Annotated in this window: 20 protein-coding genes, 2 tRNA genes and 1 pseudogene; 5 read left to right on the forward strand and 18 right to left on the reverse strand. The window is 73.3% G+C overall.

The features are described from left to right. Positions 1-42: 42 nt before the first annotated feature. The 3 genes from ACFVHV_RS28695 to ACFVHV_RS28705 form a co-directional block, all read right to left on the reverse strand. Positions 43-1,020 carry a ribose-phosphate diphosphokinase gene (locus tag ACFVHV_RS28695; protein ID WP_359899724.1) on the reverse strand — a complete coding sequence of 326 codons (978 nt, stop codon included), beginning with the start codon at positions 1,018-1,020 and terminating at the stop codon, positions 43-45. 203 nt (positions 1,021-1,223) lie between these two features. Further along, positions 1,224-2,678, reverse strand: a complete 1,455-nt coding sequence (glmU, locus tag ACFVHV_RS28700) for a bifunctional UDP-N-acetylglucosamine diphosphorylase/glucosamine-1-phosphate N-acetyltransferase GlmU (RefSeq protein WP_359899726.1) — start codon at positions 2,676-2,678, stop codon at positions 1,224-1,226. A 143-nt stretch (positions 2,679-2,821) separates the two neighbouring features. Further along, positions 2,822-2,892 (reverse strand) — tRNA-Gln (locus ACFVHV_RS28705). 248 nt (positions 2,893-3,140) lie between these two features. On the opposite strand from ACFVHV_RS28705, the gene ACFVHV_RS28710 reads away from it, so the two are divergent. Both ACFVHV_RS28710 and ACFVHV_RS28715 read left to right on the forward strand, forming a co-directional pair. Continuing rightward, a complete protein-coding gene (locus ACFVHV_RS28710) occupies positions 3,141-4,289 on the forward strand; it encodes a fatty acid desaturase (RefSeq protein ID WP_380354701.1) in 1,149 nt (382 codons plus the stop codon). 212 nt (positions 4,290-4,501) lie between these two features. After that, positions 4,502-5,104 (forward strand): TetR/AcrR family transcriptional regulator, encoded by a 603-nt coding sequence (locus tag ACFVHV_RS28715; RefSeq protein WP_359899730.1) that lies wholly within the window; start codon positions 4,502-4,504, stop codon positions 5,102-5,104. A gap of 45 nt (positions 5,105-5,149) precedes the next feature. Here ACFVHV_RS28715 and ACFVHV_RS28720 read toward each other — a convergent pair whose 3' ends face one another. Further along, the gene (locus tag ACFVHV_RS28720) at positions 5,150-5,947 is read right to left on the reverse strand and encodes a methyltransferase domain-containing protein (protein WP_359899731.1); all 798 of its coding nucleotides are present in this window, start codon (positions 5,945-5,947) and stop codon (positions 5,150-5,152) included. Between the two features lie 111 nt (positions 5,948-6,058). Here ACFVHV_RS28720 and ACFVHV_RS28725 point away from each other — a divergent pair, with 111 nt between their 5' ends. After that, positions 6,059-6,556: a MarR family winged helix-turn-helix transcriptional regulator gene (locus ACFVHV_RS28725; protein ID WP_049660288.1), complete on the forward strand. Its 498-nt coding sequence runs from the start codon at positions 6,059-6,061 to the stop codon at positions 6,554-6,556. Positions 6,557-6,631: 75 nt separating this feature from the next. Here ACFVHV_RS28725 and ACFVHV_RS28730 read toward each other — a convergent pair. The 5 genes and pseudogenes from ACFVHV_RS28730 to ACFVHV_RS28750 all read right to left on the reverse strand — a co-directional run. Further along, positions 6,632-7,162 (reverse strand): annotated as a pseudogene (locus ACFVHV_RS28730) (LuxR C-terminal-related transcriptional regulator); the annotation flags it as partial. Positions 7,163-8,123: 961 nt separating this feature from the next. After that, positions 8,124-9,101, reverse strand: a complete 978-nt coding sequence (galE, locus tag ACFVHV_RS28735; protein ID WP_380354706.1) for a UDP-glucose 4-epimerase GalE — start codon at positions 9,099-9,101, stop codon at positions 8,124-8,126. A gap of 141 nt (positions 9,102-9,242) precedes the next feature. Continuing rightward, positions 9,243-9,911 (reverse strand): response regulator transcription factor, encoded by a 669-nt coding sequence (locus tag ACFVHV_RS28740; protein ID WP_359899735.1) that lies wholly within the window; start codon positions 9,909-9,911, stop codon positions 9,243-9,245. A 170-nt stretch (positions 9,912-10,081) separates the two neighbouring features. Continuing rightward, positions 10,082-10,157: transfer RNA gene (locus ACFVHV_RS28745), tRNA-Thr, on the reverse strand. Positions 10,158-10,329: 172 nt separating this feature from the next. After that, positions 10,330-10,845 (reverse strand): winged helix-turn-helix transcriptional regulator, encoded by a 516-nt coding sequence (locus ACFVHV_RS28750; RefSeq protein ID WP_380354709.1) that lies wholly within the window; start codon positions 10,843-10,845, stop codon positions 10,330-10,332. A gap of 203 nt (positions 10,846-11,048) precedes the next feature. Between ACFVHV_RS28750 and ACFVHV_RS28755 the strand changes: the two genes are divergently transcribed. Continuing rightward, the gene (locus tag ACFVHV_RS28755) at positions 11,049-11,645 is read left to right on the forward strand and encodes a flavodoxin family protein (RefSeq protein ID WP_359899739.1); all 597 of its coding nucleotides are present in this window, start codon (positions 11,049-11,051) and stop codon (positions 11,643-11,645) included. A gap of 31 nt (positions 11,646-11,676) precedes the next feature. Here ACFVHV_RS28755 and ACFVHV_RS28760 read toward each other — a convergent pair whose 3' ends face one another. The 5 genes from ACFVHV_RS28760 to ACFVHV_RS28780 all read right to left on the reverse strand — a co-directional run bounded on the left by ACFVHV_RS28760 (position 11,677) and on the right by ACFVHV_RS28780 (position 17,088). Continuing rightward, positions 11,677-13,047, reverse strand: a complete 1,371-nt coding sequence (locus tag ACFVHV_RS28760; protein WP_380354712.1) for an MFS transporter — start codon at positions 13,045-13,047, stop codon at positions 11,677-11,679. Positions 13,048-13,194: 147 nt separating this feature from the next. Beyond that, a complete protein-coding gene (locus ACFVHV_RS28765; protein WP_380354714.1) occupies positions 13,195-14,589 on the reverse strand; it encodes a S8 family serine peptidase in 1,395 nt (464 codons plus the stop codon). A gap of 97 nt (positions 14,590-14,686) precedes the next feature. Continuing rightward, on the reverse strand, positions 14,687-16,276 hold the full coding sequence (locus tag ACFVHV_RS28770; protein ID WP_380354717.1) for a WXG100 family type VII secretion target: 1,590 nt from the start codon (positions 16,274-16,276) through the stop codon (positions 14,687-14,689). A gap of 70 nt (positions 16,277-16,346) precedes the next feature. Then, positions 16,347-16,829: a hypothetical protein gene (locus tag ACFVHV_RS28775; protein ID WP_380354720.1), complete on the reverse strand. Its 483-nt coding sequence runs from the start codon at positions 16,827-16,829 to the stop codon at positions 16,347-16,349. Between the two features lie 13 nt (positions 16,830-16,842). Continuing rightward, positions 16,843-17,088: a hypothetical protein gene (locus tag ACFVHV_RS28780; RefSeq protein WP_380354723.1), complete on the reverse strand. Its 246-nt coding sequence runs from the start codon at positions 17,086-17,088 to the stop codon at positions 16,843-16,845. Between the two features lie 307 nt (positions 17,089-17,395). Between ACFVHV_RS28780 and ACFVHV_RS28785 the strand changes: the two genes are divergently transcribed. Beyond that, positions 17,396-19,423, forward strand: coding sequence for an FUSC family protein (locus tag ACFVHV_RS28785; protein WP_380354725.1), 2,028 nt, complete (start codon positions 17,396-17,398; stop codon positions 19,421-19,423). Positions 19,424-19,480: 57 nt separating this feature from the next. On the opposite strand, the gene ACFVHV_RS28790 is transcribed toward ACFVHV_RS28785, so the two are convergent. From ACFVHV_RS28790 to ACFVHV_RS28805, 4 genes are all read right to left on the reverse strand, one after another. Continuing rightward, positions 19,481-21,355 (reverse strand): ABC-F family ATP-binding cassette domain-containing protein, encoded by a 1,875-nt coding sequence (locus ACFVHV_RS28790; protein ID WP_380354728.1) that lies wholly within the window; start codon positions 21,353-21,355, stop codon positions 19,481-19,483. Positions 21,356-21,475: 120 nt separating this feature from the next. Next, positions 21,476-22,393: a 4-(cytidine 5'-diphospho)-2-C-methyl-D-erythritol kinase gene (locus ACFVHV_RS28795; protein ID WP_359899754.1), complete on the reverse strand. Its 918-nt coding sequence runs from the start codon at positions 22,391-22,393 to the stop codon at positions 21,476-21,478. Further along, positions 22,390-23,271 (reverse strand): 16S rRNA (adenine(1518)-N(6)/adenine(1519)-N(6))-dimethyltransferase RsmA, encoded by an 882-nt coding sequence (rsmA, locus tag ACFVHV_RS28800; RefSeq protein WP_359899756.1) that lies wholly within the window; start codon positions 23,269-23,271, stop codon positions 22,390-22,392. Before rsmA ends, ACFVHV_RS28795 begins: the two co-directional genes overlap by 4 nt. Positions 23,272-23,341: 70 nt before the next feature. After that, positions 23,342-24,220, reverse strand: coding sequence for a TatD family hydrolase (locus tag ACFVHV_RS28805; protein ID WP_380354732.1), 879 nt, complete (start codon positions 24,218-24,220; stop codon positions 23,342-23,344). Position 24,221 lies beyond the last annotated feature (1 nt).

Raw genomic sequence — 24,221 nt, forward strand, 5'->3', positions numbered from 1 at the left:
GCCCCGGTCCGTCCGGACCGGGGCCGCCTGCACGGGCCTTCGTCAGTGCACGCCCTCGAAGAGGCTGGTCACCGAGCCCTCCTCGAACACCTCGCGGATCGCGGCGGCGATCGACGGGGCGATGGAGAGGGTGGTGATCTTGTCCAGCTGGAGCTCCGCCGGGGTGGGCAGCGTGTTGGTGAACACGAACTCGCTGACCCGCGAGTTCTTCAGCCGGTCCGCGGCCGGGCCGGAGAGGACACCGTGGGTGGCCGCGACCACGACGTCCGCGGCGCCGTTGTCGAACAGCGCGTCGGCCGCGGCGCAGATGGTGCCGGCGGTGTCGATCATGTCGTCGACCAGCACGCAGACCCGGCCCTTGACGTCACCGACGACGTCGGCCGACAGGATGGTGTTGGCCTGGGTGATGTCGCGGCGCTTGTGGATGATCGCCAGCGGGGCGTCCAGCCGGTCGCACCACTGGTCGGCGACCTTCACCCGGCCGGCGTCCGGCGAGACGACGGTCAGCTTGGAGCGGTCGACCTTCCCGCCGATGTAGTCGGCCAGCAGCGGCAGCGCGAACAGGTGGTCCACCGGGCCGTCGAAGAAGCCCTGGATCTGCGCGGTGTGCAGGTCCACGGCCATCAGGCGGTCCGCACCGGCCTGGCGCAGCAGGTCGGCGATCAGCCGGGCCGAGATGGGCTCGCGGCCGAGGTGCTTCTTGTCCTGGCGGGCGTAGCCGTAGAACGGCAGGATCGCGGTGATGCTCTTGGCGGAGGCCCGCTTCAGCGCATCGATCATGATCAGCTGTTCCATGATCCACTGGTTGATGGGAGCCGTGTGGCTCTGCATCACGAAGCAGTCCGCGCCGCGCGCGGAGTCCAGGAAGCGGACGTAGATCTCGCCGTTGGCGAAGTCCAGGGCCTTGGTGGGGACCAGCTCGGTCCCGAGCGCCTCGGCCACCTCCTTCGCCAGCTCCGGGTGGGCACGGCCGGAGAAGAGCTTCAGCTTCTTCTCACCCGACGTCGTGATCCCGCTCACTGCACCGTCTCCTCGCGTTGCGAACGCTGAACCCTCGACCCGGTGGCGGGCAGGCAGGGCCCGCTCGTGGCACGGGTAGGGGGAATTGTCGGTACGCCTGGACACGGGCGGTAAGCCCAGTGGCGCACGTATGTCCCCAAGGTTACGCGCCCGCGCAGAAACCGTCCGCCTCGGGACCGCCCCCGGCCCCCGGGCCCGCCCGCTCAGGCCTGCTCGGCCCCGTCCGCCGCAGCCTTCGCGGCCTGCGCGGATGCCGTCCCGGGGCGCTTGCGCTCGACCCAGCCGTCGATGTTGCGCTGCGTGGCCCGGCTCACACCGAGTGCCCCGGCCGGGACGTCACCGGTGATCACCGAACCGGCGGCGGTGTAGGCGCCGTCACCGATGGTGACCGGGGCGATGAACATGTTGTCCGAGCCGGTGCGGCAGTGCGCGCCGATGACCGTGCGGTGCTTGTTCACGCCGTCGTAGTTCACGGTGACCGAGGCCGCGCCGACGTTGGTGCCCTCGCCGATCGTCGCGTCGCCGATGTAGGACAGGTGCGGCACCTTGGCGCCCTCGCCCAGCTCGGAGTTCTTCACCTCGACGTAGGTGCCGACCTTCGCCTTGCGGGCCAGCCTGGCGCCGGGCCGCAGGTAGGCGTACGGACCGGCGGTGGCCAGCTCGCCCACCTCGGCGCGGTCGGCCGTGGTGTTGCTCACCCGGGCGCCGGCGCCGACCAGGGTGTCCTTGAGGGTCGAGTTCGGGCCGACCTCGCAGCCCTCGCCCAGGTGCGTGGCGCCCTGGAGCTGGGTGTTCGGCAGCACCACGGCGTCCGGCTCGTAGCTGACCTGCACGTCGAACCAGGTGGTCGCCGGGTCCACCACGGTGACGCCCTCGCGCATCGCCCGCTCCAGCAGGCGGTCGTTCAGCAGCCGGCGGGCCTGCGCCAGCTGGACCCGGTCGTTGATGCCCAGGATGTCCCGGTGGTCCTCGGCCACCACGGCGCCGACCCGGTGGCCCGCCTTGCGCAGGATCTCCAGGGTGTCGGTCAGGTACTCCTCGCCCTGCGAGTTGTCCGTGGTGAGCTCGCCCAGCGCCGCGGTGAGCAGCTTGGCGTCGAAGGCGAAGACGCCGGAGTTGATCTCGGTGATCGCGCGCTGGGTGGCGCTGGCGTCCCGCTCCTCGACGATCGCGGCGACGGTGCCGTCCTCGTCCCGCAGGATGCGGCCGTAGCCGAAGGGCTCCGGGACGACGGCGGTCAGCACGGTGACGCCGTTCTGCTGGGCGATGTGCGCGTCGGCCAGCCGGCGCAGGGTCTCCCCGGTCAGCAGCGGCGAGTCGCCGGCGGTGACGATGACCGTGCCGTCCAGCGCCACGCCGTCGGCGGCCAGCGACTCCAGCGCGGTGCGCACCGCGTGCCCGGTGCCGTTCTGCTCCACCTGCACCGCGGTGCGGGTGGCCGGGTAGTGCTCCGCCAGGTGCGCCTCGACCTGCTCGCGCTGGTGGCCGACCACCACGACCAGCTGGCCGGGCGTCAGCTCCCGGGCCGCCGAGACCGCGTGACCCACCAGCGAGCGCCCGCACACCTCGTGCAGCACCTTGGGCAGCTTGTTCGACTTCATCCGGGTCCCGCCACCGGCGGCGAGCACGACAACGGCGGCAAGCGAATTGGCACCCATGCGGGGAGGCTCCTCGGTAAGTTCACAGAGAGGGCAGAGCAGGCCCGGCCCGGACCCAGGCCGGTCGCCATTCGCACAGTCCGCCGAGCAGCACCGACAATACCGGCGCGAGGGAAAACGCCCGAACCCGAGGCGTGCAGAGGCTCCGCCGCTAGGATTCGAACCCAGACAAAGGCCTCCAAAGGGCCCTGTGCTGCCATTACACCACGGCGGACAGTCGTGTCAGACCCTACCGGAGAGGGCCCTGCCGTGGGTATCGGCTTGCGTCGATCCGCGGGCCCGATTCCGCCCCCGGCGGCCGAACGCGCCGGGCCCCCGGTTCATCCATCCAGTCGGGTGAATTCACTCAAGCGCCGCGCGGCGGAGTGTTCCCCTGGACACGGAGCGCAACCTACGATGCCGTAGGTTACGCCAACGTAGCTCCGCTTCTCTCCCGCTCCGGGACGCCGCAAAGGGACCCCCATGACCATCCAGGCCGGCGAGGCGCGCGCGGGGAACGCCGCGTCCCGCACCCCGTCTTCCGACTCCGATCCCGCCGATCCCACCGGTCCGGCCGAACCGGCTGATTCGGCCCCGAACGCCGCGTCCCGCACCCCGTCTTCCGACTCCGATCCCGCCGATCCCACCGGTCCGGCCGAACCGGCTGATTCGGCCCTGATCACCGAGACCGCCGGGACCACCGACGCCGACGCCGCGGCCACCCGGCTGTCCGCCACCCGTGGCGGGGAGAAGCAGGGCCTGGCCGAGCGGATCGCGCTCTCCCTGTTCATCCTCGTGCCGTTCACCGCCCTGGTCGCCGCCGTCCCGGTGGCCTGGGGGTGGGGACTGGGCTGGACGGACCTCGCGATCACCGTCGCGATGTACTACCTCACCTGCCACGGCATCACCATCGGCTACCACCGCTACTTCACCCACGGCGCCTTCAAGGCCAACCGCCCGATGCGCCTGGCGCTGGCGATCGCCGGGAGCCTCGCGGTCGAGGGCCCGCTGGTGCGCTGGGTGGCCGACCACCGCAAGCACCACCGGTTCAGCGACAAGGACGGCGACCCGCACTCGCCGTGGCGCTACGGGGAGAGCGTCCCGGCGCTGATGAAGGGCCTGTGGTGGGCCCACATGGGCTGGATGTTCGACGAGGAGCAGACCTCGCAGGCCACGTACGCCCCCGACCTGGTGCGCGACCCTGCCATAAGGCGGATCTCCCGGCTGTTCTGGCTCTGGACCACCATCTCGCTGCTGCTCCCCGCGCTGATCGGCGGCCTGGTGAGCCTGTCCTGGGAGGGGGCGCTGTCCGCCTTCTTCTGGGGTTCGCTGGTCCGGGTGGCGCTGCTGCACCACGTCACCTGGTCGATCAACTCGATCTGCCACGCCGTCGGCCGCCGCCCGTTCCGCTCCCGGGACCGCTCCGGCAACGTCTGGTGGCTCGCCGTGCTCTCCTGCGGGGAGTCCTGGCACAACCTGCACCACGCCGACCCGACCGCGGCCCGGCACGGGGTGCTGCGCGGGCAGATCGACTCCTCGGCCCGGCTGATCCGCTGGTTCGAGCTGGCCGGCTGGGTCCGGGACGTCCGCTGGCCGGACGCGCAGCGGATCGCCGCCCGCCGCGCCGCATGAGGCGGCGCTTCCAGCATGATGTAGGGGTGAACGGGAGCAGCGCAGACAGCACAGGCGGTCACCACGGCACGCGGACGGACGCGGCGCCCGCCACGGCGCCGGCCCGTCCGCGGGCCGCTGCACCGGCGGCCGGCACCGGCGACGGGGGTCCGGACCGGGGCGCCGGCGGCGGCTCGACCGCGGCCCCGCGCCGCCGGGGCGGCCGGGTCAGGATGACCGGCAAGCAGCGGCGCGAGCAGCTGCTGGAGATCGGCCGGACGGTCTTCGCCGAACGCGGCTACGACGGCACCTCGGTGGAGGAGATCGCCGAGCGCGCCGGGGTGTCCAAGCCCGTGGTGTACGAGCACTTCGGCGGCAAGGAGGGGCTGTACGCGGTGGTCGTCGACCGCGAGATGCAGCTGCTGCTGGACATGGTGACCGGGGCCCTGACCGGCGGGCACTCGCGCGAGCTGCTGGAGCAGGCGGCCTTCGCCCTGATGGACTACATCGACACCTCGACGGACGGCTTCCGGATCCTGGTCCGGGACTCCCCGGTCGCCCAGTCGACCGGCACCTTCGCCTCGCTGATCAGCGACATCGCCACGCAGGTCGAGGACATCCTGGGCCTGGAGTTCAAGTCCCGCGGCTTCGACGCCCGGCTGGCCCCGATGTACTCGCAGATGCTGGTCGGGATGGTCGCGCTGACCGGGCAGTGGTGGCTGGAGGTCCGCAAGCCGGACAAGGCGACGGTGGCGGCGCACCTGGTGAACCTCGCCTGGCACGGGCTGGAGGGCCTGGAGCGGCACCCGAGGCTGGTCGGCGAGCGCACGGCCTGACCGGCCGGGGCCGGAACGCCCCGGCCCGGCCACGGCCCGCCCGGCTCAGCCCGACCGCCCGGTCCCCACGGCGAAGATCCGCCGGAACGGGAACACCGTCCCGTGCGGCCCGGCCGGATAGGCCTCGCGCAGCAGCCGCCCGTACTCGGCGAGGAAGGCCGCCCGGTCCGCCGGGTCGGCGAGCCGGGTGAGGACCGGGCGCAGCGCGGTGCCCTTGACCCATTCCAGGACCGGGTCCGGCCCCGGCAGCAGGGTCAGGTAGGTGGTCTCCCAGACGTCCGGGCGGCAGCCGGCGGCGGCCAGGGCGTCGAGGTAGCGCTCGGGCGGATGGACGCCGGCCCGTACGGCCTCCTCGCCGAGCGCGTCCCGCCAGCGGGCGCTGCGGCGCAGGTCGGCGAGCAGGGTGTGGCTGGGGGCGTCGAAGTTGCCGGGCACCTGGAAGGCGAGCACCCCGCCGGGTTCGAGGGCGTCCGCCCAGCGCGGCAGCAGCGCCAGGTGTCCGTCCACCCACTGGAGGGTGGCGTTGGAGACGATCAGGTCGGGCCCGGCCGGGGCCGGGTCGTAGTCGCGGGCGTCGGCGAGCAGGTACTCGGCGTCGGGCTCGCCCTCACTGCGGGCGGCGGCCAGCATCGGGGCGGAGTTGTCGACGCCGGTGAGGCGGGCCCGCGGCCAGCGCTCGCGCAGCACGGCGGTGGAGTTGCCGGGGCCGCATCCGATGTCCAGGATCACCTCGGCACCGGGGTGCGGGAGGGCGGGGACGCGGGCGAGCAGGTCGCGCAGCGGGCGGGTGCGTTCGTCGGCGAAGCGCAGGTACTGCGCCGGGTCCCAGACGGGGGTGGTCACGGTTCACCTCGCAGGTATCTCGACATCAAGATATCTCGCGGTAGCCTCACTGGCACATTTCTCGATGTCAAGAGACTTCACATCGACACATCCACCGATACACTGATCGTCATGGAGGACGAGGTCGACAGGCTGGTCGCAGCGTGGCGCCGGGAGCGCCCCGACCTCGACGTGGAGCCGCTGGAGGTGCTCAGCCGGGTCAGCCGGCTCGCCCGGCACCTGGACCGCGCCCGCCGCACCGCCTTCGCCGAGCACGGCCTGGAGCCCTGGGAGTTCGACGTCCTGACCGCCCTTCGGCGGGCCGGCTCCCCCTACCAGCTCTCCCCCGGCCAACTGCTCACCCAGACCCTGGTCACCTCCGGCACCATGACCAACCGGATCGACCGGCTCACCGGCAAGGGCCTGGTCAAGCGCCTGCCCGACCCGGACGACCGGCGCGGCGTACTGGTCCGGCTCACCGACGACGGCCGCGACCGCGCCGACCAGGCGCTCGCCGGACTGCTCGCGCACGAGCGCGAACTGCTCGCCCAGCTCACCTCCGGCCAGCAGACCGAACTCGCCGCGCTGCTGCGGGTGCTGGTCGCCCCGTTCGACAACATCCCGGGCTGACGACGGCTCCCGCCTTCCGACCTGTGGGCCCGCCTCGCGGGTCCCGGCCCGTGGGGCCGCCTCGCGGGTCCCGGCTCAGGGCCGCTCGACGGTGCCGACCACCGAGGGCGGCGCGGGCGCGGCCGGCTCGGCCGGGCTGACCCCGGCCCGGCGGGCCACCGCGACGGCCGCCAGCGTGGAGTGCACCCCGAGCTTGCCCAGCACGTTCTGCATGTGCGTCCGAACGGTGTGCGGCGACAGGTAGAGCCGCTCCGCGACGGCCTGCCGGCCGAGGCCCGCGACCATGCAGCGCAGGATCTGCTTCTCCCGCGGGGTCAGGGTGTCCACCAGCCGCTCGCTCTCGGTGCGGTCCCGCCGGGCGGTGGTGAGCTCGCGGATCACCCCGGTGAGCAGCGCGGGCGGCAGGTGCGTCTCGTCCCGCAGCACCCCCCGGACCACCGCGAGCAGCCGGGCCAGCGAACTCTCCTTCGCCACCCAGCCGGTGGCGCCCGCGTGCAGGGCGCGGGCGGCGCGGTGCGGGTCGTCGGCGGTGGCCAGGACGATCGCGCGCAGTCCGGGATGGGCGCGGCGGAGGCGGGCCAGCAGGGTGATGCCGTCGGGCGGCTGGGCGGAGGGTCTGAGCTGGTCGCCCCGCAGCGGGTCCACCGCGGACCGGGCGACCGGCGGCAGGCCGCCCGACAGCGGAACCGGCGGCCCCGGCGGTACGGCCGCCCGGCGCGGCTGCGGCACGGGCGGGGCGGCACGACCGCGCCGGGTCTCGTCGCCGTGCTCCGCGGCGGGCCGGCGGCGGGCGTGCGCTCCGACTCCCGATACCCCCGGTGCTCCCGGCGCTCCCAGTACTCCCGACGCACCGTGCGGACCGGGGCCTCCGTACGGACCGGCGGCACCGTAGGGACCGGAGCCTCCGTACGGACCGGCCGCTCCGGGCCCGCCGGGTAATCCGGCCGGGCCCGCTGTTCCGATCGGCCCGGCCGCACCGGCGGCGGCGCCGGCACCCGAAGCCTCGACGCCGAGGTCGGCGTCGATCAGTGCCACGTCGTAGGCCCGGCCCTCGCCGGCCGCACGTTCCAAGGCCCGCTCGGCGGCGGCCGCGCTGCCCGCCGCCCCCACCTCCACGTCCGGCTCGGCGGCCAGTGCCGCGGCCAGCGCCTCGGCGAAGATCCGATGGTCGTCGACCACCAGGACGCGAATCCGCCCCATAGTCCCTCCCCCTGCTCAGACCGCCCGAGCCCGGGGACGGGGACCGGCCCGGCATCCGCGTTCCGGACCCGCCGTTCCGCCCGCCCACCGGTGGCCGGTGAGGCCGAACGGTCGCCGGCCCCCACCGGTACCGCACTCAGCCTACGGGGCGGGAAACGCGCTCGTGGCGATTCGGTGAAGTTTCGTCAGAAGATGCGTGAGTGACCGGACTTGGACCACCCGATGGCCGTTCCGGGCGCCGCCCCCGGAGGCTCCGGGAGGCCCGGGAGACCCCGGGAGCGGCGGCCCGCGGCGGCCGGTCCGGCCGTCGCCCGCCGGCCGTTGCTCACCGGCCGTCACTCACCGGCCGCCGCTCACCGGCCGTCACTCACCCGCCGTTCTTCGCCAGGGTGAACTTCCAGGCGTCGGCGACGATCTCGTCCAGGTTCGGGCGGCGCGGGGTCCAGCCCAGCGCCTCGTGGGCACGGGCGGCCGAGGCCACCAGCACCGCCGGGTCACCGGCCCGGCGGCCCTCGACCCTCACCGGGATCTCCCGACCGGTGACGCGCTGGACCGACTCGATCACCTCGTGCACCGAGAAGCCGCTGCCGTTGCCCAGGTTGCAGATCAGGTGCTCGCCCGGCTCGGCCGCGTCCAGCGCCAGCAGGTGCGCCTCGGCCAGGTCTGCGACGTGGATGTAGTCGCGGATGCAGGTGCCGTCCGGGGTCGGGTAGTCGTCGCCGTACACCGCGATGTGCGGACGCTGCCCCAGCGCGGCCTGGAAGACCAGCGGGATCAGGTGCGACTCGGGGTCGTGCCGCTCACCGAAGGCGACACCGGACGAACTGCCGTACGCACCGGCCACGTTGAAGTACCGCAGCGAGACGGCGGCCAGGCCGTGGGCGACGGCCTCACCGGTGATCAGGTGGTCCACGGCGAGCTTGGTGGCGCCGTAGGTGTTGGTCGGCGCGGTGCGGGCGGTCTCGGCGATCGGCACGGCCTCCGGCTCGCCGTAGGTGGCGGCGGTGGAGGAGAACACCAGCTTGCACACACCCGACGCGCGCATCGCGCTGATCAGCTCCAGCGAGCCGGCCACGTTGTTGCGCCAGTACTTCTCCGGGTCCGCGACCGACTCGCCGACCTGCGAGGAGGCGGCGAAGTGCAGCACGCCGTCGAAGGAGCCGTCCAGCACCTTGCCGGCCTCCTGGATCCGGCCCTCGACGAACTCGGCACCGGCCGGGACACCCTCGCGGAAACCGGTGGAGAGGTCGTCCAGGACGGTCACTTGGTGACCCGCCTCCAGCAGGTGGGCGGCGACCACACTGCCGACGTAGCCGGCGCCACCCGTGACCAGGTACTTACTCATGTTGCGACCTCCAGCGAACGACGGTCCGCCCGTTCGGGCGGAAGCCATCGACGGAATGCGTACGACTGGGGTCATTCTCCCAATGCCACCGGGGTGCTCCGCGCCACACGGGCGACTGCTTCCAGCCTTCTCACCAAGTCCTCAGCCGCCGGCCATCCGTTCCAGCAGGCCGGTGCGCGCCGCCACCGCGGCCGCCTCCAGGCGGGTCCGCGCACCGAGCTTCATCAGCACCCGCTGGACGTGCGTCCGGGCGGTGCTCGCGGCGATCCGCATCCCGGAGGCGATCGCCGCGGTGTCCTCGCCGTCCGCGATCCGGGCCAGCACCTGCACCTCACGGCGGGTCAGCAGCCGCAGCAGCCGGACGGCCTCGTCGTCCGGCTCGACCGCCGGGCGCAGCAGTTGGTCGAAGGCCCCGCGCAGGATGTCCACCGCGACCGCGGCCTCGCCCGCGCGCGCCCGCCCGATGGCCCGCTCGACCACCTCGATCCGCTCGTCACTGGGCACGTACCCGGCCGCACCGGCCGCGAACGCCCCTGCCACTCCGCGCAGTTCACCCACCGGACCGAGCACGATCACGGCCACCTCGGGCCGCTCCCGGCGGATCCGGCGCAACCCGTCGAAGGCCCCCGACTCCCCCGGCGCGGCCACCCCCAGCAGACAGACCTCGGGCCGCCGTCCGACCACCAGATCGGCGGCGACGCCGGCCGGGGAACCGACCGCGAGCACCCGGTGGCCGCGCAGTTGAAGTGCGGTGGCCAGCGCCTCGGCCAGCAGCCGGTGGTCGTCCACCACCACGAGTCGAACACCCATGACGCCCTCCAGGTCGGGGTCCGGCTCGCGCCCGCACCCCTCGGGCGGGCGGCCGATGACGCACCATCACAGCGCATTCCGTACCCGACCCGCTAGGCCGGGGCGCATCGGCGGTACGGAACCGGCCGGAGAACGCGAAAGACCCCCGCCGCCAGGCGAGGGTCTTTCAGTGGAGCCCCCATGCGGAATCGAACCGCAGACCTTCTCCTTACCATGGAGACGCTCTACCGACTGAGCTATAGGGGCTTGCTCGCTTGTCCGGGTGTTTCTCCCGGCCGCTCGAACAAGGAAGACATTACACGGCTCCGGGCCGGGAAGGGAAATCGGCCTCCGCCCGGAGCGCTCCGCCGGTCCGGCCCTCGCCATCGGCCGATCCGACCCCACGGCGCGGGGCGGTCCTGCCCTCGCCGCGGCCGGCTCAGTCCTCGCCGTGGGCCGCGTCGAACTCCTCGCGGGCCACCACCATCCGCCCGGCGCGGTGCTCCGTCCACCGGCCGACCGGCGCGAGCAGCTCGGCCAGTTCACGGCCGAGCGGCAGCAGGTCGTAGACCACCCGCGGCGGCGTCTCCGGGAAGACCGTACGGAGCACCAGTCCGCTGCGCTCCAGGTTGCGCAGGGACTGGGTGAGCATCTTGCGGCTGACCCCGCCGACCCCGCGCTGGAGTTCGGAGAAGCGCTGCGGCCCGCAGCCGAGGAGGCTCATCAGGATCAGCATCGACCACTTGTCGGCCAGCTCCGCGAACACGTCGCGGCTGGGACAGAGCCGGGCGAACACGTCGTACTCCTGCCCGCCCTGCTCGCCCTGCCCGTCCCGCTCACCCTGCTCGCCCTGCTCGTCCGGCTCGTCCCGACCTTCCTGCCCGTCCCGCTCGTCCTGCTCGTCCCGCTCCGCGGGGTGGCCGGGCCGGACCCGGGTCGCTTCCTCCGTCGTCATGCCTCCAGGGTAGTCCCGAGGTCTCCAATCCACCCTTGGTAACCAATAGAGACCTGGTCTATATTGGAGACCAGCCGAGGCCGGGGCCGCGGACCACCTCGGTGCGCCCGGCCCCGCCCTGCCCCGTCTTGTCCCGTCCTGCCCCGTTCTCACGCCTGGCCGCCGGCCTCCGCCGGCCCGCGCCCGTCCCCCTGGAGTGCCGCATGACCGCCGTCCGTCCGACCGTCGCCCTCGCCTACCACTCCGGCTACGGCCACACCGCCGTGATCGCCGAGGCCGTCGCCCGCGGCGCCGCCGCCGCAGGTGCCGAGGTCGTCCCGATCGCCGTCGACACCATCACCGAGGAGCAGTGGGCGCAGCTGGACGCCGCCGACGCGATCGTCTTCGGCTCCCCCACCTACATGGGCACCGCCTCCGGCGCCTTCCACGTCTTCGCCGAGGCCACCAGCAAGCGCTGGTTCACCGACGCCTGGAAGGACAAGGTCGCGGCCGGCTTCACCAACTCCGCCTCCAAGAGCGGCGACAAGGCGGGCACCCTCGCCTTCTTCCAGACCCTCGCCGCCCAGCACGGCATGAGCTGGGTCAACCTCGGCCTCAAGCCCGGCTGGAACGCCACCACCGCCTCCGAGAACGACCTCAACCGGCTCGGCTTCTTCAACGGCGCCGCCGCCTCCTCCCCGTCCGACGCCGGCCCGGAGGCCGTCCACAAGGCCGACATCGCCACCGCCGAGCACCTCGGTGAGCGCGTCGCCCGGCACACCGCCGTCGTGCTGGCCGGCCGCGCCGCCCTGGCCGGCTGAGCACCGGGCTACCGCGTCCGCCCACGGGCGACTACGCCGCCGGGTCCGCCCCCAACCGGGGCGCCCGGCGGCGTTCGCCGTCCGCGGACCCGTCCACCGGGCCGTCCACCGAACCGCCCACCGACCCGAGCTCCGCACCGGTGTTCTCCGGCAGCATCCGCAGACACCCCAGGGCCAGCACACCCAGCACCGCCAGGTACCAGCCCACCGGCTGCGCCGTCCCGTACGCCCCGGTCAGCCGGGTGGCCACCAGCGGCGTCGTCGCCCCGCCGACCACCCCGCCCAGGTTGTACGTCAACGCCGCGCCCGTGTAGCGCACCCGGGTCGGGAACAGCTCCGGCAGGAACGCCGCCAACGGCCCGAACATGGCGCCCAGCACCACCATCGCCCCCGCCAGCGCCACGAACATCAGCGGCCGGCTCACCGTCTCCAGCAGCGGGAACAGCACCAGCGACCAGACCGCGGCCAGGCCCGTCGCCCACCGCAGCGTCCGCCGCCGCCCCCACCGGTCACTGCACGAGGCACTCAGCCACACCGTCGCGGCCATGCCCGCCGCGCCCACCAGCAGCATCGACAGCACCAGCGTGCTCGCCACCCCGAGCCCGGTGGTCGCGTACGCCAGGGCGTACGTCGTGGTCAGGTAGAACAGCGCGTACCCCACCGTGATCGCCCCACCGCCCGCCAACACCGGGCGCCAGTGCTCGCGCAGCACCTCCAGCACCGGCAGCCGCTCCCGCCGCACCCCCGTCCGGAACAGCGGCGACTCCTCGACCCGCAGCCGGACGAACAACCCCACCGCGACCATGACGAACGAGGCCAGGAACGGCACCCGCCAACCCCACGCGCGGAACTCCCCCTCTTCCAGGACGAGTTGCAACGCCAGGAACACCCCGTTCGCCAGCACGAACCCGATCGTCGGCCCCAGCTGCAGGAACCCCCCGTACCGCCCCCGCCGCCCGGCCGGCGCGTTCTCCGCGATCAACAGCGCCGCCCCGCCCCACTCCCCGCCCAAGCCGACGCCCTGACACACCCGCAGCACCACCAGCACCGCCGGCGCCCACCACCCCCACACCCCGAACCCCGGCAACAGCCCCACCCCCGCCGTCGCCAGCCCCATCAGCAGCAACGACACCACCAACGTCGCCCGCCGCCCCACCCGGTCCCCGAAGTGCCCGAACACCACCGCCCCCACCGGCCGGGCCAAGAACGCCACCGCGTACACCGAGAACGCCGCCAGCAACGCCCCCACCGTGCCCAGCCCGGGAAAGAACACCGGCCCGAACACCAACGCGGCCGCCGTCCCGTAAAGGAAGAAGTCGTAGAACTCGATCGCCGTCCCGATCAGCGCCGCAGCCGCCGCCCGCCGCACCTGCCCGACCCGCCCAGCATCCTCCGCATCCATACCACCACCCTCACCACCCCCGCCCCACCCCACCATCCGCCACCCGAGTGACCCCGGCGCACCCCACCGCCCCCGCGCCCCCACCACGCGCGAAGGGCGCCAGGCTTCCCTGACGCCCTTCGCGCACGGCCCTGCTCGCGCAGGCGACTACCTCGCGTACGGATTGTCCTCCGGCGGCACCGGCGGCTGGTACGACGATGGAACCGGAGGCATCGCCCCCAACGGCTGCTGCGACGGCACCGGCGGCACCTGGGCCGGCTCGGGCTGCGTGGCCGGCTTCCGACGCCGCATCACCACGAACACCACGCCCGCCACCAGCATCAACCCGACCGCCGCACCCCCCACGATCGGCAGCGTGCTGCTCGAACCCGACGACTTCCCCGCCTCCGGCTGCGTCGACGGTGCACCAGCGGCGACATCGGTCGGACTCTCCAGCGGAACCGGCACCGCCGACGCAGGAGCAGACGCACTGACCGAGGGTGCAGGGGCTGGCGTCGGCGCAACCGAGCCGACCGGAAGCGGCGACACGTTGGCAGGACCGGGGTCCCCCGGATCCGTCAATGCAACACGCGGGCGCACCGCACCGTAGCCGATGAGGTCATTGCGACCAGCCCCGTCATTCGCCTTTCCTGCGGTGTTGATGAGCACCCGCAGGACCTGGTTTCCCGTCCAGTCCGGATGCGCCGCCCACACCAATGCCGCCGATGCCGACACCACGGCAGTCGAGTCCGACGTGCCGTGGCTCTTGCAGTAGCCCGTGGACGATGTGCAGGCCGCAATCATGTCCACTCCAGGCGCTACGAGTGCGACCTGCGGGCCCCGCTCGGACTCCGCCGTGACAGTGCCGTTCCGGTCCGATGCTCCGACGCCGATCACCCCGGGGAGCGCGCCGGGATACTCGACCGGATTCCCCTTCTCGGCCTCGTTCCCGACGGCAGCGAATACCAGGACTCCCTTTTCCCTGGCCGCCGCGATGATCCCGTTGAATTTCGCCACATCCGCCGGGAAAGCCGTTACCGCGTCAATCCCTTGCGAAATGTTGACAACCTTGGCGCCCTGCTCGACAGCATAATTGACGGCCTGACCGATCTGGCCGAGGAAGTCGGTCGAAACGACCGATCCGACCTTACCGGTGTTGATCTTCAACGGAAGCACCTTGACACCTGGCGCAAGCCCCTGTGCGCCGGTCCCTCCGTTTCCCCTGCCCGTCCCGGCGATGAAGCTGGAGATAGCCGTGCCGTGGCCGTCCGTGAACGAACCCACACCGCCAGGACTTCCGCTGAAATCCTGGCCCGGCAGGAACTGTCCCTCCAGGTCCGGATGATCGAACTTGAACCCACTGTCGATCACCGCGACTGTGATTCCCTGGCCCTTCGAGACCTTCCACATCTCCGGGGCGTGCATGGCCTCCAGATGCCACTGCTGCTGCCGGATCGTGTCCTCGGCAACCGCGGGCGCTGCGACCGGGCCGACCACGATTCCCGCCGCCAGAAGTGCCGCAGCACCAGCCCGCCAACGCCCTCGCGCGTTCGTCCGCCCCATCACAACTCCTCGTCAATCTCTCCGTCGACCGGGAAGCGTGCCCCGAACAAGCCTGCCCGGCCACTGGGGATGCCCAGTGGCCGGGCAGTTTGCCGTCCTACTCAATCACGTCCGGGTTGCTGTGCGGCGTACCGCTCGTCCAGGTCTCCTCGTCCTCGTGCAGGTAGTCGGCCCGCTTGCGGCGGTCGCGCTCGTTCCGGCTGCCGTGGCCCGAGGACCCGGGGGCCATCATGCCGTTCTGCCTGGACTGCGCACCGCCCTCGGCAGCGCCCGCCGCGCGATTGCGCAGGCCGGTACCGCCGGGCGTGAACTCCCCGCCCGCGCTAGGGCCCTTGCGACCGCCGACCGTCCCGCCGGTGGTCGAGGACAGGCCCCGGCCACGCGAACCGCCGCCGGCCCCGACCGCGCCGCCGTGGGCACCGCCCATGCCGGGGTGCATGCCGCCCGCACCGCCGGGCCCACCGACCCGGCCGCCGCCCGGACCCGCCTCGCGGGCGCCGAAGACCGTCCCGCTGGGCAGTCCCGGAGTACCGCTCCTCCCCTGCCCCGGGCCGCCGCCGAACGGCGTCGTCCGCGGCTGGATCTGGCCGCCGCCCTTGGTCGGGACGGTGCCGCCGCCCGGTCCGCCCGGGAAGCCCGTGATCGGGCCGCCGCCGGGAACGCCGGGCCCGTTGTTCGGGCCGCCCGTCCCGTTCGGGTAGCCGGGGAGGGTGGTCGGCCCGTCCGTGGGCAGCTGGCCGCCGCCCGGACCGTACGGGCCGGTCTGGGTCGGGAGGGTCGGCAGGGTGGGCACGCTGTTGAGATCGGTGCCCGGACGGTTGACCGGGTCGGACGGGTAGGACGGCGGGATCGAGGTCCCCGGGTCCTGCGGCGCGGGCGGCACCTGACCGCCACCGTGCGGCGGGGGCGGGGTGTTGCCCGGGTTGCCCGGGCCGGGGCCGCCCGAACCCGGGTCACGGGGCAGGACCGTGCCGCCCCCGTAGCCGCCATCGGACGGGCTGGAACCGCCACCGACACTTCCGCCACCCGAACGCGGGCTGCGCACACGGCCGCCAGAACCGGCCGAGCCACCACTACCACCCGAGACAGTTGACGAATCGTCCTTGGCGGTGCCAGCGCCAGGCGTTCCCGGCAGCACCACGTCCGTGGGAATCCCGTTCAGCGTCGTCGTCGCCGCGCTGTAGGCCTGTGCCAGCTTCTCCATCTGGAGAACGGCTTCCTGGTGCTCCTTCTCGACCTTCGCCTTGGCCAGGCTGAACTCCGTCCCCGTCACCCACTTGGGGTCGACCGTCTTCATGTAGGCATCGACGGACTGACCGACGGCGAGTTGGGGCACCTTCACCAGGTTCGACTGGCTGTTGTACTTGTTGACCGCCTGGATCTCCGTCTTCGGAGGCTCCGGCACGGCGACCTTGGCGGTACTGAGCGCCTCGCCGGCCTGGTGCATCGCGTCGCCGGCAGTCGTGGCGTGGTCGCCGATGATCTGCGCCGACTGCTGCAGGTTGTTCACCCAGGTCTTGAAGTTCTCGGCAGCCGGCCCTTCCCAGGTGACATTTCCGACGTGCGACTTGAGCGCCGTACTCAGTTCCTTCAGCACCCGCCCGGCCGACTGCAGTTGGGTGCCGCGGCTGAGGATCGTCGTCGGATCCGTGCTGTCCACCATCTTGCGCAGGTGGGTGTGTTCCATTCCTTCGAAGTTCGTGCTGCCTGCCACTACTTGCTCCCCGTCTCCCCGTGGGACTCTCCCCGGACCGCCATCAGTACTTGCCGTCGCCCGACCCCGGTGCCGGTGTGGTGGCACCCACGTTCTGCGCGACGGCGTTCTGAGCGGCCGTCGTGTGGTCCTCGTTGGTTCCGTAGATGCTCGCCGTCCGCGAAACCGCTGTCTGCATCGCCTGGATCTGCGACGCGAGGTCCTTGTGCAGCTGTACGAGCTGGGCGTGCACCTTCTCGTAGGCGGCGGTCAGGGCCGTCGCCTCGGCGAACTCCGCGCTCGCGAAGCTCTTGCCCGTCAGCTTCTGCTCCTGGAGCTTGTACGGCGCCGCCGCCGAGCCTTCCATGGCGGCGAGCAGGGCCTCGACCTTGCCGGCGAACGTCGTGAGCGTGTCGAGCTCGACCTGGACGTTCTGCTTGCCGAAGGCCGCCACCAGGTCATTGGCGCTGCCGTTCGTCTGCAGGGTGCTGACGAACGGAGCGAGGTCGACCCCACCCAGAGGCCACGGGAGCTTGTGCTCCAGCATGTACGGCGTCGCGTCACCGGAAGGCGCCGGAGCGTTCGGGTCGGTGCCCGACGCGCTGGGCGCGGGGTTGGACGACGCGCTGGGCGCGGGACTCGCCGATGGGTTGGGCGTAGCGCTCGGCGAAGGATTCGCCGACGGACTGGGCGTAGCGCTCGGCGAAGGGTTCGCCGACGGCGTCAGCGTGGGACTGGGTGACGGACTCACCGAAGGAGTCGGCGTCCCCGGACTTGTTGCACCATTGCCTGCCACAGCAGTTCACCTCTCCCCCGTACGGCCCGCCGCGCCCGGGCCTCCCGGGCTGCCGCGTGCCGCAACACACCGTCAACTTCTGGTTCGTACCGTCCTGGTCGGAGCACCGACCGCCCTGTGGACGGTTTTCGCCTCCGTCATGGTAGCCACCACCTCTGTCGGCTCGGCAGGGACCTTGGCCCGCCCGTACGCGATCGGTACGAACTTGACACGTACGAGGCTGCCGCGGCGGCCCTGGGTAGACTGACCCGGTACGCCCCATCTGCCGCGCAATGTCGCACAGCAGCGACCCAAGGCCGCAGAACGGACGTGACCGCGTGAGCTCTTCCGACGTCTCTCCTTCCCCCTGGTGGGCCCGTGCCGCGCGGCCCGCGCGGCCGCCGGTGCCGGTGGCGCTGATGGTGCGGGCGGCGGTGGGCATGGCGGTGCCGTTGACGGTGGGGCTGCTGACGCACCGGCTGGATCTGGGGGTGTTCGCCGGGCTCGGGGCGATGCACGCGACGATGAACGACCGGGTCGAGCCGGGCAGGCTGCGGGCCGCCCGGATCGGGACGGCGGTCCTCGCCTCGGCGCTCGGCATGCTGATCGGCACCGCGCTTCAGCACGCGGACGTGGACGGTCTCGTCCTGGGTGTCGCGCTGACGCTGACCGCCTTCGTCTCCGGCGCGCTGAGTGCGACGGGTCCGCGCGGTTCGGCGGCCGGGATGCTGTTGCTGGTGTCGGCCGCGCTGGGCAGCGGGATGCCGCTGCCGGGGCCGTGGTGGGCGGCGGCGCCGATGCTGCTGGTCGGGGCGGCGTTCGTGGTGCTGCTGGGGCTGCCGGCGGGTGCGCCGAACCGGCCTGCTGCGGATCCGCGCAACCGGGCGCTGGCCGCCGCGTACGACGCGCTCGGCCGTACGCTCGCCGATCTGGGCGGGCCGCGGGCGGGGGTCTCGCGCCAGGTGCTGACGGCCCGCCTGAACCAGCTCCAGGACCTCCTCGGCACGAACCGGCGGAGCCGACAGAACCGGCGGAGCCAGCGGGCCAGAAGGGACGGCCGGACCGCACAGGACGACCACCGGACCGCGCAGGACCGCCGCGGCCGGATGTACGAGGCCGCCCTCGCCGCCACCGAGGCGGCGACCGGTCTGGTGTGGGCCCGCCGTCCGGTCCCGCCGGAGGTGGCCGAGGTGCCGAACCGGCTGGCGGCCGCCGTGCGGCAGGGCGGCGGCGAGGTCGCCGTACCCGACTGGCGGCCGGACACCCCGTCGCGGCAGGCCCTGGACGTGGCCCTGCGCGCCGCCGCCGACACGGTGGCCGGCCGCGATACCCGGCTCGGCACCGCGCCCGCGCCGCCGCCGGACCCGTGGCGGCTGCGGGCGCGGCTGCTGTCGCGGGGTTCGGTGCGGTACGGGCTGCGCGTCGCGCTGTGCATCGCGGTCGGTTCGGCGGTCACGGCCAACTACCCGCTCAGCAAGAGCTACTGGGTGCCGATGACGATCGCCTTCGTGCTCAAGCCGGATCTCGGGTCGGTGTTCCTGCGCGCGGTGAGCCGTTCGGTCGGCACGGTGCTCGGGGTGGCCGTGACCGCGGCGCTGCTCACGGCCGCCACCGACGAGTGGGCGCTGACCGCGATGGCCGCGGGCTGCGTGGCCCTGCTCCCGTACGCGACGGCGGCGCACTACGGGTTGAACACCGTGGTGATGACGCCGATGGCGCTGGTCCTGCTCCAGCTCGGCGGGCAGAGCGGCGCCGCGGAGTTCTGGCCGCGGGTCCTGGACACCGTGCTGGCCAGCGCGATCGTCCTGCTCTTCGGCTACCTGCTGTGGCCGGAGCGCCCGCGCCATCGGATCGAGCCCAGGCTGGTCGACGCGACGACGGCGCTGCGGGCCTACCTCGACGCCGTGGTCCAGGACGCCACCACCACCGCCACCACCGGCGCCGGCGACACCGGCGACACCGGCGACTCCACCGTCCGAAACGGCAACGCCCAGGTGTGGCTGCGCCGCTCGGCCTACCGGTCGCTGGCGGACGCCCGCCGGGAGGTCCAGCAGGGCCTGGCGGAGCCGCCGCCCACCGGCCGGCTGGCCGAGCGGTGGCTGCCGGCCACGGCGGCGCTGGAGCGGCTGGGCGGCGCGGTGGCGGCCTTCGCCGCGCAGATCCGGTACGGCGGCCGGCTGCCGGACCCGGGCGAGGTGGGCCGGGTGCGGCGCGCGCTGGACGAACTGACCGCCGCCGCCCGGGCGCACCGCCCGCCGACGACCCCGGCGGCCCGTCCGACCGCCCCGCACGACCCGGCGCGCAGTGCGCTGGGCCGTGCGGCGGAGGAGCTCGAAACGCTCCTCGGCGGCCACCCCGGCAGGTGATCCGGCGCGGGCCGCCCCGACCGGCAGCCCGACCAGCAGCCCGACCGGCGACCCGCCTCAGACCTGCTCGGCCAGCTCCAGCCAGCCCATCTCAAGCTCCTCCTTCTCCTCCCGGACGGCGCGCAGCTGCGCGTCCAGCTCCGCGACCTTGGAGAAGTCGGCGGCGTGCTCGGCGAGTTGGGAGTGCAGCTTGGACTCCTTCTGGTCCAGCTTGGCGATCTGCCGCTCCAGCTTCTGCATCTCCTTCTTCGCCGCCCGCAGGTCCCCGCCGGACAGCGCGGGGGCACCGCCCTCGGCACCCGGGCCACCTGCGGCACCCGCGCCGGCCGAAGCCGCACCGGCCGCGCCACCCGAGCTCGCACCCGAGCCCGCCGGAGCGGCAGCGGGAGCCGCGGCGGCCATCCTGGCCCGGCGCTCCAGGTACTCGTCCACGCCGTTCGGCAGCATCCGCATCTTCCGGTCGCCGAGCAGCGCGTGGACGGTGTCCGTGGTGCGCTCGATGAAGAAGCGGTCGTGGCTGATGACGATCATCGAGCCGGGCCAGCCGTCGAGCAGGTCCTCCAGCTGGTTGAGCGTCTCGATGTCCAGGTCGTTGGTGGGCTCGTCCAGGAACAGCACGTTGGGCTCGTCCATCAGCAGCCGCAGCAGCTGGAGCCGGCGCCGCTCGCCGCCGGACAGGTCGCCGACCGGCGTCCACTGCTTGTCCTTGCCGAAGCCGAACTGCTCGCACAGCTGGCCGGCGCTCATCTCCCGGCCCTTGCCGAGGTCGACCCGCGAGCGGACCTGCTCGACGGCCTGGAGCACCCGGGTCGCCGGGTCCAGCTCGGCGACCTCCTGCGACAGGTAGGCCAGCCGCACGGTCTTGCCGACCTTGATGACGCCCGACGCCGGCTGGACGTCGCCCTCGGAGGTGTACGCGTCGCGCAGCGCGCGCAGCAGCGAGGTCTTGCCGGCGCCGTTGACGCCGAGCAGGCCGATCCGCTCGCCGGGGCCGAGCTGCCAGGTGATGTTCTCCAGGAGCAGCTTCGGGCCGGCGGTGACGGTCACGCCCTCCAGGTCGAAGACCGTCTTGCCGAGCCGCGCGTTGGCGAACTTCATCAGCTCGGACGTGTCGCGCGGGTCCGGCACGTCCGCGATCAGGGCGTTGGCGGCCTCGATCCGGTAGCGCGGCTTGGAGGTGCGGGCGGGGGCGCCGCGGCGCAGCCAGGCCAGCTCCTTGCGGGCCATGTTCTGGCGCTTCTGCTCCTCGACGGCCTCGATCCGGGAGCGCTCGGCGCGGGCGAAGACGTAGTCGGAGTAGCCGCCCTCGTACTCGTGCACCTCACCGCTCTGGACGTCCCACATGCGGGTGCAGACCTGGTCGAGGAACCACCGGTCGTGGGTGACGCAGACGAGCGCGGAGCGGCGCTTCTGGAGGTGCTCGGCGAGCCAGTTGATGCCCTCGACGTCGAGGTGGTTGGTGGGCTCGTCGAGGACGATCAGGTCGGGCGAGCCGAGCAGCAGCTTGGCGAGCGCGATCCGGCGGCGCTCGCCGCCGGAGAGCGGGCCGATGACGGTGTCCAGGCCGTCGGCGAAGCCGGGCAGGTCGAGGCCGCCGAAGAGGCCCTCGATGATGTCGCGGATGCGGGCGTCGCCGAGCCACTCGTGGTCGGCCCGGTCGGCGATCACCTCGTGCCGGATGGTCGCCGTCGGGTCGAGCGAGTCGTGCTGGGTGAGGACGGCCATCTGGAGGCCGCCGGAGTGGGTGATCCGGCCGCCGTCGGGTTCCTCCAGCTTGGCGAGCATCCGGATCAGGGTGGTCTTGCCGTCGCCGTTGCGGCCGACGACGCCGATCCGGTCGCCCTCGCTGACGCCCAGGCTGACCGCGTCCAGCAGGGCGCGGGTGCCGTAGACCTTCGTGACGGACTCGATGGTGGCGAGGTTGACGGCCACGTGTGCTGCGCTCCTGGGTTCGGCGGTCGCGGGGCGGTCCGCCGCTCAACGGCCGGGTGCCCCTGTCGGGACACCCCGATCTCTCCAGCCTAATGGGCCCGCCGGAGCGCCCTCACCGCGTCAGTCCGCCAGGGAGGCCCCCGGCACCGGTCCGTGGGTGGCGTGGGCGGTCCGGCAGGTGCCGGAGGCCCGCAGCGCCCCGGCCACCGCGGCGGCGGCCTCGGCGTCCTTGACCAGGAAGGCGCAGGTCGGCCCGGAGCCGGAGACCAGGGCCCCGAGCGCGCCCGCCTCGGTGCCGGCGCGCAGGGTGGCGGCGAGTGCGGGGCGCAGCGAGAGCGCGGCGGGCTGGAGGTCGTTGGCGAGCGCGTCGGCCAGGGCGACGGCGTCGCCGTGGGCGAGGGCGGCGAGCAGCGCCGGGTCGGCGTCCGGGGTGGGGACGTCGGTGTCGCTGGAGCCGGTGCCGGCTTCCTCGCGCAGCCGGTCGCACTCGCGGAACACGGCGGGGGTGGACAGGCCGCCCTCGGCGACCGCGAAGACCCAGTGGAAGGTGCCCCCGGTGGTCAGCGGCTCCAGGATCTCGCCCCGGCCGCGGCCGAGCGCGACGCCGCCGAGCAGGGCGAACGGCACGTCGGAGCCGAGTTCGGCGGCCAGTTCCAGCAGCACCGGCAGCGGGGTGTCCAGCTGCCAGAGCGCGTCGCAGGCGACGAGCGCCGCCGCGCCGTCGGCGCTGCCGCCGGCCATGCCGCCGGCCACCGGGATGGCCTTGGCGATGTGCAGGTGCACGCCCGGGTCGGCGATGCCGTGGTGGGCGGCGAGCAGCCGGGCGGCGCGGGCGGCGAGGTTGCTGTCGTCGAGGGGGACGACGGCGGCGTCCGGGCCGGTGCAGCTCAGTGTCACGCCTTCCCCGGCGGTGGCGGTGACCTCGTCCCCGAGGGCGACCGCGAAGAAGACGTTGGCCAGGTCGTGGAAGCCGTCGGCGCGCAGGCCGCCGACCCCCAGCTGGACGTTGACCTTGGCCGGTACCCGTACGGTGATCACACGGCGTCCTTGGCGGGCTTGTGCTCGGCGATCGCGGCGAACTGCTCGACCGTCAGCATCTCGCCGCGCAGCTTGTGGTCGATGCCGGCCGCCGCGAGCGCCTGCTCGGCCCCGGCGGCGGAGCCCGCCCAGCCGGCCAGCGCGGCGCGCAGGGTCTTGCGCCGCTGGGCGAACGCGGCGTCGACGACCGCGAACACCTCCTCGCGGCTGGCGGTGGTCCTCGGCGGCTCGCGGCGGATCAGCGAGACCAGCCCGGAGTCGACGTTGGGGGCGGGCCAGAAGACGTTCCGCCCGATGGCGCCGGCCCGCTTCACGTCGGCGTACCAGTTGGCCTTGACCGACGGGACGCCGTACACCTTGTTGCCCGGCTTGGCGGCGAGCCGGTCGGCGACCTCGCTCTGCACCATCACCAGGGTCCGCTCGATGCTGGGGAAGGTCGCCAGCATGTGCAGCAGGACGGGCACGGCGACGTTGTACGGGAGGTTGGCGACCAGCGCGGTGGGCGCGGGCCCGGGCAGCTCGGTGACCTCCATGGCGTCGCTGAACACCAGGTCGAAGGAGTCCGCCTTGCCCGGCATCCGGGCGGCGACGGTGTCCGGCAGGTGCCGCGCCAGCACCGGGTCGATCTCGACCGCGGTGACGTGCCGCGCCACCTCCAGCAGTGCCAGGGTGAGCGAGCCGAGCCCGGGCCCGACCTCCACCACCGTGTCCTGCTCCGTCACGTCGGCGGCCCGGACGATCCGCCGCACGGTGTTGCCATCGATGACGAAGTTCTGCCCGCGCTGCTTGGTCGGCTTCACGCCGAAGGCGGCGGCCAGCTCCCGGATGTCGGCGGCGCCCAGAAGGTGGCTGTCAGGGGTGGGGTCGGTGGTGCTCACGCGCCAAGGATACGGGCGCGGGGGCCGCCGTCCGGACGCGCCGATCCGGACGGGGCCCCGGGCCTCGGGCTCAGTACCCGAAGGCCCTGGCGGTGTTCGCCGCGACGGCCGTGCACAGCTCGTCCTCGGCCAGGCCCAGGGTGGCGGCCATCGAGCGGACCGTGACCGGGATCAGGTACGGGGCGTTCGGGCGGCCGCGGTAGGGGTGCGGGGTGAGGAAGGGGGCGTCGGTCTCGACCAGGATCCGGTCCAGCGGGGTGGCGAGCAGGGCGTCGCGCAGCGGCTGGTTGGCCTTGAAGGTGACCGGGCCGGCGAAGGAGAGGTACCAGCCGTGCTCGGCGCAGATCTTGGCCATCCCGGCGTCGCCGGAGTAGCAGTGGAAGACCGTCCGCTCCGGGGCGCCTTCGGCCAGCAGGACGGCGATGACGTCCTCGTGGGCGTCGCGGTCGTGGATGACCAGGGCCTTGCCGTGCCGCTTGGCCATCTCGATGTGGCGGCGGAACGACTCCTTCTGGATCTCCACGCCCTCCGGCCCGGTGCGGAAGTAGTCCAGGCCGGTCTCGCCGACCGCCACCACCTGCGGGAGGGCGGCGAGCCGGTCGATCTCGGCGAGCGCCTCGTCCAGCGCGGCGGCGCCGCCGGCCTTCCGCTGCTGCCCGGACCAGCCGTCGGCGTCGCCGAGGAAGATCCGCGGCGCCTCGTTCGGGTGCAGGGCGACGGCCGCGTGCACCTGCTCGTACTGGGCCGCCAGTTCGGCGGCCCAGCGCGAGCCGGGCACGTCGCAGCCCACCTGGACCACCGTGGTGACGCCGACCGAGGCGGCCTTGGCCAGGCCCTCGGCCGGGGTGCCGGACTGCATGTCGAGGTGGGTGTGCGAGTCGGCCACCGCCACGGCCAGGGGTTCCGGCAGCGGCGGCGGGGTCGACCGGGCGTCGTCCTTGGCGGCCATG

This window comes from Kitasatospora sp. NPDC127116 (assembly GCF_042677365.1).
Taxonomy (GTDB): domain Bacteria; phylum Actinomycetota; class Actinomycetes; order Streptomycetales; family Streptomycetaceae; genus Kitasatospora; species Kitasatospora lactacystinica.